At 55.9% G+C, this 12,430-nt stretch carries 11 protein-coding genes and 2 pseudogenes; 7 read left to right on the top strand and 6 right to left on the bottom strand.

Annotation, left to right across the window (positions count from 1 at the left end; translation table 11 throughout):
* A pseudogene (locus QZ377_RS11915) lies at nt 1-568 on the bottom strand (nitrate reductase); the annotation flags it as partial.
* A 1,004-nt stretch (nt 569-1,572) separates the two neighbouring features.
* The gene (locus QZ377_RS11910; RefSeq protein ID WP_012624474.1) at nt 1,573-1,989 is read right to left on the bottom strand and encodes an Rrf2 family transcriptional regulator; all 417 of its coding nucleotides are present in this window, start codon (nt 1,987-1,989) and stop codon (nt 1,573-1,575) included.
* 347 nt (nt 1,990-2,336) lie between these two features.
* Between QZ377_RS11910 and QZ377_RS11905 the strand changes: the two genes are divergently transcribed.
* Together QZ377_RS11905 and QZ377_RS11900 are read left to right on the top strand one after the other, a co-directional pair.
* Nucleotides 2,337-2,882, top strand: a complete 546-nt coding sequence (locus tag QZ377_RS11905; RefSeq protein WP_365855079.1) for an Rrf2 family transcriptional regulator — start codon at nt 2,337-2,339, stop codon at nt 2,880-2,882.
* The gene (locus QZ377_RS11900; RefSeq protein ID WP_291441367.1) at nt 2,806-3,159 is read left to right on the top strand and encodes a response regulator; all 354 of its coding nucleotides are present in this window, start codon (nt 2,806-2,808) and stop codon (nt 3,157-3,159) included. The genes QZ377_RS11905 and QZ377_RS11900 overlap by 77 nt, the downstream gene beginning before the upstream one ends.
* 182 nt (nt 3,160-3,341) lie before the next feature.
* Here the strand turns inward: QZ377_RS11900 and hmcF are convergent, their stop codons facing one another.
* The 4 genes from hmcF to QZ377_RS11880 form a co-directional block, all read right to left on the bottom strand.
* Nucleotides 3,342-4,730, bottom strand: coding sequence for a sulfate respiration complex iron-sulfur protein HmcF (hmcF, locus tag QZ377_RS11895; protein ID WP_291441365.1), 1,389 nt, complete (start codon nt 4,728-4,730; stop codon nt 3,342-3,344).
* 43 nt (nt 4,731-4,773) lie between these two features.
* Complete coding sequence (gene hmcE, locus QZ377_RS11890) at nt 4,774-5,454, bottom strand: sulfate respiration complex protein HmcE (RefSeq protein ID WP_291441363.1); 681 nt, start codon at nt 5,452-5,454, stop codon at nt 4,774-4,776.
* A gap of 50 nt (nt 5,455-5,504) precedes the next feature.
* Nucleotides 5,505-5,909, bottom strand: a complete 405-nt coding sequence (locus QZ377_RS11885) for a cytochrome c3 family protein (protein WP_291441362.1) — start codon at nt 5,907-5,909, stop codon at nt 5,505-5,507.
* A 119-nt stretch (nt 5,910-6,028) separates the two neighbouring features.
* Nucleotides 6,029-6,316 (bottom strand): hypothetical protein, encoded by a 288-nt coding sequence (locus QZ377_RS11880; protein WP_291441360.1) that lies wholly within the window; start codon nt 6,314-6,316, stop codon nt 6,029-6,031.
* 1,024 nt (nt 6,317-7,340) lie between these two features.
* Between QZ377_RS11880 and QZ377_RS11875 the strand changes: the two genes are divergently transcribed.
* The 5 genes and pseudogenes from QZ377_RS11875 to QZ377_RS11855 all read left to right on the top strand — a co-directional run.
* Nucleotides 7,341-7,853 (top strand): YchJ family metal-binding protein, encoded by a 513-nt coding sequence (locus QZ377_RS11875; RefSeq protein WP_291441358.1) that lies wholly within the window; start codon nt 7,341-7,343, stop codon nt 7,851-7,853.
* The gene (locus tag QZ377_RS11870; RefSeq protein WP_291441356.1) at nt 7,850-8,236 is read left to right on the top strand and encodes a hypothetical protein; all 387 of its coding nucleotides are present in this window, start codon (nt 7,850-7,852) and stop codon (nt 8,234-8,236) included. The genes QZ377_RS11875 and QZ377_RS11870 overlap by 4 nt, the downstream gene beginning before the upstream one ends.
* A 99-nt stretch (nt 8,237-8,335) precedes the next feature.
* Entirely contained in the window at nt 8,336-9,676 is a 1,341-nt protein-coding gene (locus QZ377_RS11865) for a glucose-6-phosphate isomerase (protein ID WP_291441354.1), read from the top strand.
* A gap of 3 nt (nt 9,677-9,679) precedes the next feature.
* Nucleotides 9,680-11,274 (top strand): annotated as a pseudogene (locus QZ377_RS11860) (ATP-binding protein).
* 4 nt (nt 11,275-11,278) lie between these two features.
* Nucleotides 11,279-12,430 (top strand): sigma-54 dependent transcriptional regulator (locus tag QZ377_RS11855; protein ID WP_291441353.1); only part of this gene is annotated, 1,152 nt, incomplete at its 3' end.

Here is a 12,430-nt window from a genome sequence, read left to right as displayed (position 1 = left end):
GGGTGGGGGCGAGGTGGGAGTGCGGGGGGGGCGCGGGCGAGGGGGCCGGGCGCGGCAGGCCGGGGGGGAGGAAGACGGCCAGGTTGAAGTAGTGTTCGGGCGTGCTGTAGCGGCGCAGGCCTTCATCGTTGCGACGACGTTCAATCAGACCGATGCCGCCGATGACAATGCACAGCCCACCGACCAGAACCACGGCGTTGATGACGTTGCCCACAAAAATCATGACGCCGCCCTGCGGGTTCAGACCAAATATCTGGGCGATCACGGCGCAAAGTACGATAATGGTTCCGCCCATGAGCATGTACATGCCCACGTGGAAGGGATAGGTGCGCACCCACAGTTTCAGGTTGTGTTCAAAGGTGGCATGCAGAAAGAGCACCTCAGTCAGAATGCCCTTGATGTCGCCCCAGTGCGAAATGTGGCGCGGCTTGGTCCACCAGTCTTTTTCTTCCATAAAGCTGCCGCCGTAGGCCGCTTTTTGCGCACCCTCATGGGGGACAGGATAAAGTTCCCAGCGCACATGCAGCGGACTGGCCGCCATGTAGGACCGGATTTTCAAGTACGCCATGCAAAAGAAGCCGGCTACCGCCAAATAGCCCAAGATGTAAAACAAAATGGTCATGCGTTTTCTCCCGTAGGGTCAATATGCCGCTGAAACATGGGTTCGGCGGGCCCGGCCCGGCCGGTGCGCCGCTAACAGCCCGGCATGCGTCTGCTTGCCTGCAACCTCTCCTGAAAAATTACCGGACCAATGACTGTGGCGGACCGTCCTTGGCAGGAATTGGTCACGTTAAACCATAAAGTCAAGATGGCCGGTGGCACTCCTGATACCTAAAATATAAAAAAATGCAAAGATGTCAGACAGATTCATTACGATAAAATTAATCAAGATTAACTTAATTTTATTTAAGAAAATCAGATAGATTTAAAGCCCAAGAATGTTTTTTTGGCAAGAAAAAAATATTTTTCCGCTAACGCAGAAACGCTAAAAAAAGTGTTCCCGCATGGATTTTTGTCGTCTGATGCTTAAACATATTTGTTTAGTATGAGTTCTATGCAGCGTAACAACATCGAATACTACATGAAAATGGCTGTGAAAGAGGAAGCAGAAGGTGCAGACAGCATGGGAGCAGCAGCGCAACGCAGAATATGCGAAAGGGCGTGTATGGGAGTGTGGTGACGTGCTTCCTGCCCGTTGCCTGGCAACTGCTTTCGGCGGTCTTGAGCCTTTTGCGGGAAAATGCTCAGGCAGTGCGACAACCGTGCAGTTTCAGGCACACCAGGGCAACGGGACTGAACGAAGCTCGGTCAGGAATGATGGTTGCGCAGATCAAGGCAGGCTGCTGCATTGCTGTGCGTGGGGTGGGGGCGTGGGAGATGGTTGGGGAGCGCAGAGACTTTTTGTAGCAGGCGGCCCGGCGGGCCTTGCCTTGTCATGCCGCCGGGAGGCGGGAGCGGAAAACTTCAGGCAGGAAGGACAGAATCCAGATAAGGCGGACGCCGCACCATTTGGCTCTGTTCCTGAAAGAACAGGCTGCAGTGGGGCCGTCCGCCGCTGCTGGACGTACTGTTTCAAAGCAAAATATGGTCGTCGTGCATGAGGTCACGCAGCGTGATGGATTCAAACACTCCATCCAGTGTCGACTGCAGGCTTTCCCATGCCTTGCGCACTTCGCAGGCGTCAAAGCGTGAGCAGTGGCCGGGTTTTTCCAGGCAGCCGCTCAGCTCGATGCCCCCTTCCATCAGGTTTACGATGCAGCCAAAAGTCAGCTCTTCGGGTTTGCGTAACAGCACATGCCCGCCTTTGGCCCCGCGCACACTGCCCGTAATGCCCGCCAGCCGCAACTGACGCAAAATTTGTTCAATAAATTGAGAACTGATGCCGGTCTGACTTGCCAGCATGCTTGAGGAAACAGGTTTTTCAAGTCCGTTCTTTGCCAGATAGAGCAAAATACGGGCGGCGTATCGTGTTTTGGCTGAAAGCTTCATTGCGAACCCCCCACGGCGCAGTAATAAAAAGGGGATATAAAATCGGCCAATGGCCGTATCACACTGTTTTGGAAGTTCGAGCTTCCGAAGCATAATTTGAACAAGGCACAGTATAGCATCATAGCGGGACTTTTTGCATCTCTTTTTTTTATCTTACCTCAATCCTTGCGAAAGACTTCACACAGTCGGAAAGGCGGAATTTTATTCCAGCTACGGGTTTGAGCGCATCGCGCCAAAGCCGCTTGACGCGCAAAGTGGCTTGAGCTAAGAATCATGAGTAAAGCAGTCTAAATTAGACGTATCAAGTATTGTCAGTTTTATCGCCTCCAGCAAAATAAGGAATAAATATGCGTATTTCCACCATGGCTTGTCATGCGCTACACCTGCTATTGTGCCTTTCTGAACAAGATCGGGCTATTCCTGCTTCTGCTTCTGAGTTGGCGGCCTGTACGGGCATTTCTGAAAAGTTTGTGCAAAAAATCATGCGCTTGCTACAGGCTGAGGGAATTATCAAAAGCGTACGGGGCATCGCCGGGGGCCACATGCTTGCCCGCAACCCCGAAGCCATAACTCTGGCGGACATCATCTGCGCGGTGGAGGGGGGCATTACCCTGCCCGGCGTCAACAGCGAAGCTCCGGCGGGCAAAGCCGCTCTGGATGTTTGGGACAAAGCCGCCACGGCTCTGCGCAACTCCCTTGATGCGGTAACCCTTTGCTCCGTCCGCCAGAGCGCGGGGCTTTCGCAACGGCATGGCACGCGCCGTAAGGCTGAACATCCTGTTCACAGAAGATCAGAATCCGAACTCGGAGGCCTCAATGCAAAAGCATATTCTCTTGGTAGACAGCGATGCCGAAAGTCTAAGCAGGATGTCGCAAGTTCTACGTCAATCTGACTATCAGGTGAGCGTAGCCTGTAATTGCGATGAAAGTCTGAACATGGTCCGCAGTCTCAAGCCTGACTGCATCATTTTTGATGTGGAACTGGAAGGCACGTCGGGAACCATCATGTACAGCCGTTTGCGCAGGAACCCGCAGACGCGCCATATTCCGGCCATTGTCTGCACCAGCGTGGGGCCAAGGCCGGTGTGTTTCGGAACGGGTATTTCCGTTTTGAACAAGTCCTGTACCGGTGAGGCGCTGCTGGGGGCTGTTTCTGCCGCCACCGCCTGAGGTGTGGCGCTGTAAAAAGCCCCTGGCCCTGAACAGGTTTTCTGCTGTTGCCGGCTGCAAAGGTTTCATTGTTGTCCGGGCAAGCGGGATGTCTTGCCCGGCCAACGGGCGTTCATGATGCGCCCTTGGGCAGAACCGCGACTAGCAAAAGGACAAATAAATCGCGGTACTGTCACTTTAGTCTATTCAGGTTCGATATGGCGGATGTGCGGAGGTATGATCAGCATATCCACCAGCATCGGCTTGAGGAAAGACCACTTGATGTTGTGTTCTTCGTACACTTCCATCATGTCGCGGATGGCGTCCCAGCAGTTGTGGCAGGGCGTGATGACCATTTCGGCACCGGTGGCCTTGATCTGCGCCAGCTTGTTGGTGAGCGCCACGTTGCGCTCCTGCCGGTAAATGCCAATGCCGTTGAGGCCGCCGCCCCCGCCACAACAGAAGTTATGGTCGCTCTTGGGGCTCATTTCGCGAAAATCCTCAGCAATATAGCTCATGATTTCACGGGTAGCCATGCCAAGGCCGTGGTTGCGCACGTAGTTGCATGAGTCCTGAAGCGTACAGGGAACCTTGATCTTCTTGGCCGGATCTATCTTGATCTTGCCCGTGCGCAGCATTTCCGCCACCCATTCCACATAGTGCATGAAGCGCACCGGCGGGTCGCCGCTCTCGCGTCCGGCCCAGTAAGGCCCCTCAATGACTGTGGCGCGGTGGGCATGCCCGCATTCGGTACCCACAACCACTTTGGGCTTGATGCGCTCAACGGCGGCGTAAATACGCTTGACGTTTTGTGCGCAGCCTTCCCAGTCGCCAGCGAACATGGTCAGCGAGGTGTTTTCCCAGCCTTCGCGCGGCACGGTCCAGTTGGTGTCGGTCACGTGGAAGAGTATGGCTGCCAGGGCAATATCTTCAGGGTAGTGCTTGACCTCGCGGGCGTTGAGAACATACATGACGTCGGCATGTTCTTTTTCCACGGGTATTTCAAGGTCAGGCCATTCTTCCTGCTGCTCTTCCACCATCCATTCACAGGTTTCAATCCAGTCTTCTTCGGTCACGTCCATCTGCGCGCCGTACACGCGGTGCATGCCGGAGCCGATCTTCATTTCCCACGGAATAAAGCCGTGCTTGAAAAGGATGCCGCGCAGGTAGCTGAACATGACGCCGGTATCGATGCCGTGCGGGCAATAGACGGCGCAACGGTTGCAGCAGGTGCATTTGCCCCAGGCAGCGTCCATGCATTTGATCATGAAAGCGGCGTCGACCTTGCCCTTGCGGCGCAAGAGCTCACCCAGGGTCGCCTGTATCTTGTACGAGGGGATCTGGGTGGGGTCGTTATTGTTTGTTCTGTAAAAGAAGCAGCTGTCGGCGCACATGGCGCAGTGGGCACAGATATCGAGCCACGTGCGGGTGCGCGATTTGCAGGTCTGCTCCAGGTCGCGGGCCAGGGCTGCCTGGTCGACCTTCATTTCCTTCATTTGGCTGTAATACTGCGCCCCGCCCTTATCCTTCAGCAGATCGAGGATGCCTTCCTTGGTGGTGATGGGAGTGGGGGTGCAAAGCAGTTCGGACATGGTTCGCTCCTTTCAGGCGAAAATAATAATACTGTTGCCCGTCTTACCAGGGGAAAGCGCCGCCGCGGGTAGCTCCGCCTCTTTTGATGGCGAAGTCCATGCCGATCTGGGCACGCGACAGGAAAAAGAGCACGATGTGCGAAAGCTTGGTAAAGGGGGCCAGAATAAGAAAAAGCTCGCCGCTCAGCACATGCAGAACAATCCAGCTCTGATAGGCCGAGGTATCCAGACGGGCCATAAGCCCGGTGGCGAAGGGCAAAAAGGTCAAAAGCAGAATGAACCAGTCCGCGCGGCTGTTCAGTTGCCGCAGGGCGGGCGATGTCATGCGCCGCGCTGCCAGCAACAGAATGGCCACCAGGCTGAGCACTGAAAGAATGTCGGCCAGGGTTCCGGGCAGCGAGGGCAGGCTTATGCCCAGGTAGCGCTCAAGCAGTACGGTATGACCCAGCAGAAAAAGCGGCACCAGCACAGCGCCGAAGTGCAGCAGGAAAAACAGCGTAGTGGCTACGGGCTGCGTGCGCCAACCGTCAGTACCGCCGGGAATGAGCCATTTAAAAATGGACGCCAGCGCACCGGGAATGGAACGGTCTGTGTGATAGCGGTAGGCTACGCGCTCAAGGCGTGAGTCCAGGCCGCGCACGTAAAGAAACACGCGGGCCAGCATGCCTACTGCAAAAATGACAAGTGAAATGACAAAAAGGGGTCCGGTAATAAAGTCAAGCATCTGATTCTGCCTCCTAACGTTCTTTCTTCCTTAATGCAGTGAGCCACCGGCTATTTTTTGGCGGCGTACTCAGATGCGATGCGCTCGCTGTGGCAGACCCGGCAGTCTACAAGGCGGGGGCCTTTGGCAAGCTTGACATGACACTCGGTACAGGTGGCATGCAGATAATCCATCTGCTTGCCGGGAGCGACGTTTCTTACGTTCAAAAACGTCTCTGACAGCCCGTCGTCCGTCATCTGGTGGCAGGCGGTGCAGTCTTGCCCCTTGTCTTCCAGATAGGCGATATGCTGGTCATGGGTGAAGAAAACCGGCGGCATCTTTTTGGCGCTGAAGGCCGGGTAGGTGAAGGGAATACGTTCCTCACCGAAGGCCACGCCTGAAGACAGTGCCATGCCGAGAGCCAAAAACAAAAGGCTGGTGAGAATGGTTCTGAATCCGATGTGTTTTTCCCGCATGGTGGATCCTTGCTTCCTGACATAATCCTGGTGATGTTACCCCGGTAAACAACCAGCGCCGGGCACAATATATAAGGAAATCCCGAGCACGCGCTTCGGGATTTCCCCTGGTTCCGCGTTTAGCTAGGCTTTGGCCTGTTGAGGGCTTCAGCCGCGTTGCGCATAAAAACAGCACACTTATAGGGTTCATTTTTCATACACCGCATGGCGTAGGCCGCGCTAAGATAAAGAAACAGGCGAGATTCGTAGTCCAGCCTGTTGGTTTGCAGCCAGTGGTCATGGGGTGCTTCTGCCTGCGCCAGATCTCTGGCACGGGCAAGGTCTTCCGCATACGCATCACCGGCAAGCTTTGAATACAGTTCGCAAATTTCTTCAGCCAGGTATTCACGTTCTGATAATGCCGACATGACAACCCCCTTGCGTCACGCGCGGTTACGCCCCACTGTACATGAGGCATTGGTAAAGGGCAATTAAATTATGTAATTTCTGACTCAATTAATCCATACAAAAAGATTATTATATTAAAACAACTGCGTCAATGAGGTTTGTATTTTTTGTGACAAAAAATATCTAACTATCATTGCTTGTTAACCTTAAATGTTGACCAATAAGATATAGTATTTCTGTCACAAGCTGTTCTTGTAAGAATGCATCTGTTTTGATGTAACAGTTGAAAAATATAGTTTTCAGCTACATTTTGATGTTTGAATGCCCAATTATATTCATAGTGCATTTATAAGTTTTGTATATCTATGTATTTAATGAATATTATTCAGTATATGTTTTGTATGGTTTTTTGCTATGTTTTCTCTTCCGGGCAGGTGCGCTGAGGCTGAATCCTTTTTTTGCGCTGGTATTACAGCTTGTTTTTCCGTAGGGGAAAAGCGGGATGTTTTGTGTGGTTTTTTATTAAAAATCAAATATTACTTCATGTTGTATTGATAGTGATTTGAATCACAATTGCCTGTGCTTTATGCGTGCAGGGTTGAAAGCGCAGGGCGGAGCAGGCTGACCGTGCGGGTCGGTGAGGTTGGCCGATTGCCGGTTAATGGAGTGGTTGATGCAACGAGTTGACGTCGCGAACTGATGGGGCAGGGAATAAGGCGGACACAGGCTGATTACGGAGCCGGTTGTGTTTCTGGTGTGTTTGCGCGGCTGTCGGTATAGGGGCTTACCGCAGGTGTGCCGTGTGGCCGCATTCTGGGTATGTGGCAATGGTTTGGCGGCGCGTGCGCACGGCAAGCGCTGATCCGGGCCGCAAGGCTGCGTTTGCGGCGGGCGTTCGGCCTGCCGCAAATGGCATCAGGCTTTTGTGAATTTATGAAGCCAAAGGCACAACAGGCCCTTGTGCGCTCTTGCCGCCCGGACAGGCATGCGTTAATATTTATGGGTTATACGCCCCCTGAGGGCTTTAAAAACAAGGTGGATTTCATGCAACAGCAATGCCCTTGCGGCAGCGGCCATTCTCTTGATCAGTGCTGTCGTCCTTATATGGACGGCGCGGCATGGCCCGGCGATGCCGAAACTCTCATGCGTTCGCGCTATTCGGCCTACGTGCTCGGCCGTTACCAGTGGCTTGTAGACAGTACCCACCCGGACTACCGGGAGGGCATTTCTGTGGAAAAGCTTACGGAACAGGCCAAGGATGTGCAGTGGCTGCGTCTGGATGTGGACCGGGCTGAAAATGACGTGCCGGCCGGAAAAAACGGTGAACTGTTTGATGTGGTGGAGTTTCACGCCTACTATGAAATGGAGGGCATCCCTCGCCAGTTGGGCGAACGCAGCTTTTTTGCCCGCCATGATGAAAAAATCTTTTATGTGGACGGTGTTGCTCTGAGGCCCGAGGCGTATCGCAGGCAAAATCCCAAGGTCGGGCGCAATGATGCCTGTCCTTGCGGCAGCGGTAAAAAGTACAAAAAATGCTGTGGAGCCGAAACCGCTTGAGCACCCGCACCATAGATCACGCTGTACGGGGAGCCGGAAAAACCGGCCCCCTTACGGCTATCCGCCAGTTTTGCCTTGAATGTCAGGGGGCTTCCGGAAAGGCTGTGCGCGCATGCGCTGACAGGCATTGCCCTTTGTGGGACTGGCGCCTGGCCTTGCTGGCTGACGGCACATGCCCGGCACCGGAGGCTGAAGCGGGCCGTCAGGCCCTGCGTGCCATCCGGCGGCAGTGCATGCTCTGTGCGGGCGACTGTAAAGAAGTGCGGGCCTGTGCCGCGCGCGAGGCCTGCGTGCTGTGGCGCTATCGCTTCGGTGTGCGCCCGCAGACTTACAAGGCCGTACGCCGTCGCTTTTTTGCCCCCAAGCCTCTGAGCCTGTTGTGACGGACGCGCGCTGCGTCTGCCCGCGGGCGGTGTATGTCTTCCGCGCGTTTTAAAGCCGCGCCTTTGCCCTTGGGCGGCAGCGGCATAAGGGAGAAGCCTATGTCCCATTATCTTGAATGGTCGAGAGCCTACAGTCACAGGTTGAATATGGCGGACGCCGCTCCCCTTCAGGCCAGGGCTTCTGAAATGGGCCAACGGCTGGAGCGCGAACTCACGCAGGGCCTTTTGCCTTTTCTGTCCATGCCGTACCGTGCCTCGCTTGAAAGCGGCCTGCCGCCAGTGCTTGAGCGTACGCGCCCCTGCCGGCACATGCTGGTGCTGGGTATCGGGGGGTCGGCCCTTGGCGCGCGCGCCGTGCAGAAAGCCTTTGCTCCGGGTCAGGACAGGCCGGGACACACCGGACCCAGCCTGTGGATTGCCGACAATGTATGCGCCGAAGAGTTTGAGTCCCTGCTTGCCGCGCTGAATCCGGCGGAAACAGCCGTGGTGTGCATCAGCAAATCCGGAGGAACCATTGAAACGCTGGCACAGTATTTTCTTGTGCGGCAATGGCTTCAGGATGCCCTTGGTGAAGGCTGGCGCGAGCATATGACCGTGATTACAGACGCCGTGTCCGGCTATCTGCGGCAAGAGGCCTTGAGCCACGGCCTGGCCTCGCTGGAAGTGCCGGACCATCTGGGGGGCCGTTATTCCGTTCTTTCCGCGGTGGGGCTGCTGCCCGCCGCCTTTCTGGGCATTGACTGGCGGGCGCTGCTGGACGGCGCGACCCATGTGGCGCAGCCGCTGGTGGAAAATCCGCGCCGTGTGGGCGAGCATCCTTCCTATGCCCTTGCGTGCTGGGCCAGGGCGCTGGAAATGCAGGACTACAGCGAGCTGATCCTTTTCTGCTACGTTCCCCGGTGGGCCGCCTTCGGGCCGTGGTTTGCGCAGCTATGGGCCGAAAGCTTGGGCAAGGACGGGCAGGGCATTTTGCCTGTGTCGGCCACGGGCGTCACGGACCAGCATTCTGTGAACCAGATGTTTCTGGACGGCCGCCGCAACAAGGGCTGCATTTTTCTTACCGGCCGGGGCCAGCAGCCGGGCCGGAGTTTTGGTCAGGACCTGCCGGAAGAATGGGCCTGGCTGCGCGGCAAGCCTTTGGGCGCGCTGCTTGAGGCCGAAGCGCTGGGTACGCGCATGGCGCTCTGCATGAGCGGCGTGCCGCTGGTGCATCTGGATGTGGAAGATACCGGCCCTCGGTCTGCCGGGGCTTTCATGATGCTGCTTGAGGCAGCCACCCTGTTCACCGGCTGGCTCATGGAGGTGAATCCTCTGGATCAGCCCGCCGTGGAGCTGGGCAAACGTCTTGCCAACGCCCGCCTGGGCGCTCCTGACTATGAGCGTGAACAGGCTGATCTGGACAGTTTTATGGCCGTACCGCTACAGGAGCAGGTGTTTTAGGGCATGTGGACGTTCTTTAAGAAAAAACAGGCTCCGCCTTCTGATGCCACTGCCGCGGCTAACGGGCAGGAGGGCGCGGCGCAGGCCGGAAGCGGCCGCGGCGTACCGCCGGGCAACAGCCATGATTGCGGGCAGGCCAGCTCTCCGACCGGCTCTCCGGCCAGCGCTCGGGGCGATGCCGGCGAGGGGCTGCCCCTGAGTTACGCCCGGCCCCTGTCCTGGCTTTCTCTGGTGATTATTCTGCTCACCAGCCTGGTGCTTTCGTTCTTTATTTCCAATTCGGCCCGCGAAACGCTGCTGACCCGGCAAGAAGGCTTTGCCCGCCTGCTGGTGGAAAACCTCAACAGCCAGATTTTCCGGCGTTTTGCCTTGCCCACGCTTTTCGGCTACGGGCGCATTTCTCTGCGGCAACCCGCCCAGTACGACCGGCTGGATCAGGTGGTGCAGTCCGTCATTCACGGCCTGCCTGTGGAGCGTCTGCGCATTTATGATTTTTCACGCATTGTGGCGTACTCCACCCGTAAGGAAGAAATCGGCCGTGCCGGGCTTTCTCCGGCCAATCTGGATGAGGTGCTGCACGGCGCGGCCCCCAAGTCTGAAATAATTTCGACAATCCCGGCATGGCAGGCTCCATTCAGGCTGCCGAAGAAGGAACCTTTGTTCTCCGCGTGTTGTACGCCTTGCGGGGGGAATCGCTCAAGCCCGGTGAGGAAGCTCCCATCATGGGCGCACTGGAGCTTACGCAGGACATTACGGGCGACTATGAGCAGGTGGTGACGTTTCAGGGCATTATCGTGATCATGTGCCTCATGTCTTCGGTGGTGCTTTTTGGTCTTTTGATCATGCTTATCCACAGATCGGAGCGTGTGCTGGCCGAGCGTATGAATAAAAACCGCCAGCTCGAGAAGCAGCTTCACAGCAACGAACGCTTTGTGAGCATGGGCCGCGTGATCGCCAGTATTGCTCATGAAATCAGAAATCCTCTCGGCATCATCCGTTCCAGTGCCGAGCTGCTGCAACGTCGCAGTGATGCCGATGCAGGAACAAGACGTATACTGGGAGCCATTTTTGACGAGTCCGTGCGCCTTTCACAAACCGTAAACGACTTTCTTGACTATGCCCGCCCCAGGCAGCCCAAGCAGGACCTGGTTGATGTAAGCCTTGTGCTGGACCAGGTGCTGGCTTTTCTGGAGGGCGATATGGGGCGGCGCAATGTGGCGCTGGAGCGTAATACTGAAGAAGGCCTTTTCGTTCATGGCGACAAGGATTTGCTGTACCGCGCTTTTTACAATATTCTGGTGAACGGACAACAGGCAATGGACGGCCCGGGCGTGCTGCACATCAGTGGAGTTCATGACGGCGAGGGGCATGTGCGGCTGGAGTTTCTCGACTCCGGCCCCGGTTTTGACGCCTCCGTTCTGGCCAACCTGCTGGATCCCTTCTTTACGACCAAAGACGGGGGGACAGGCCTTGGCCTGCCCATTGTGCAGTCCATTATCACAAGCCACGGCGGCGTGATCCAACTGGAAAACGGCCCGGAAGGCGGCGCTCTTGTACGTGTGCTGCTGCCCGAAGCCCATGCCGGGGTACAGGAATAGTCTCATGAGTGAAAAAGCGCATATTCTGATTATCGACGACGAAAAAAACTACCTTCTTGTTCTGCAGACCCTGCTGGAAGACGAAGGGTACACCGTTACCGCCATCAGCGACCCCGAAACGGCGCTGGCCTTTCTGGATGAAAGCGAAGTTGACGTAGTGGTCACGGACATGAAGATGCCCAAGGTAACGGGGCGTCAGGTGCTGGAGCGGGTCAAGAAAAGCTGGCCGTATATTCCCGTGCTTATCATGACGGCATTCGGCTCCATTGAAAGTGCTGTGGAACTTATGAAGTATGGCGCTTTCGACTATATTACCAAGCCGTTTTCCAACGATGAACTGCTGCTTTCCATTCACAATGCGGTGGAACTTGCCCGCGCGCACCGGCAGTATCGCCTGTTGCAGGAAGTGATGGAAGACCGCTACGGCGTCCACAAGATTGTGGGGCGCAGCCGCGCCATACGTGATGTGCTCATTATGGTCGAACGCGCCGCCCCCAGCCGGTCAACCGTGCTGATCACAGGTGAATCGGGTACGGGTAAAGAGCTGATTGCCCGCGCCATCCACTATACAAGCCCGCGCAAAGACAATCCTTTTGTTTCCGTTAACTGTATGGCGCTCAATCCCGGCGTGCTTGAAAGCGAGCTTTTCGGGCATGAAAAGGGATCTTTTACCGGGGCAGTCGCCATGCGGCGGGGGCGTTTTGAACAGGCCGATGGCGGTACGCTTTTTCTTGATGAAATTGCCGAACTGACGCCGGATCTTCAGGTCAAGCTGTTGCGCGTACTTCAGGAACGGCGCTTTGAGCGCGTTGGCGGAGGAGAGGAAATTGAGGTGGACATCCGCGTGGTGGCCGCCACCAATAAAGACCTTGCCGCCATGGTGGAAAAGGGTACGTTTCGCGATGACCTCTACTATCGGCTCAATGTGGTGCAGATTCCTCTGCCGCCCCTGCGCGAACGCAGGGAAGACATCCCGCTGCTTGTGGCCCATTTTGTGGAGAAGGTCTGCACAGACAATACCATGCCCGCAAAAACGTTCAGCACCGAGGCGCTCAACTATCTTACGGGCTATGAATGGCCGGGCAATATCCGCCAGCTTGAAAACGTGGTTGAAAGCTGTCTGGTGCTGGTTCCCGGTGCTGTCATCAATGTTGAT

The sequence above is a fragment of the Desulfovibrio sp. genome, from assembly GCF_019424165.1.
In the GTDB taxonomy this organism is placed as follows: domain Bacteria; phylum Desulfobacterota; class Desulfovibrionia; order Desulfovibrionales; family Desulfovibrionaceae; genus Desulfovibrio.
This window is presented reverse-complemented; position numbering and strand designations above follow the sequence as displayed.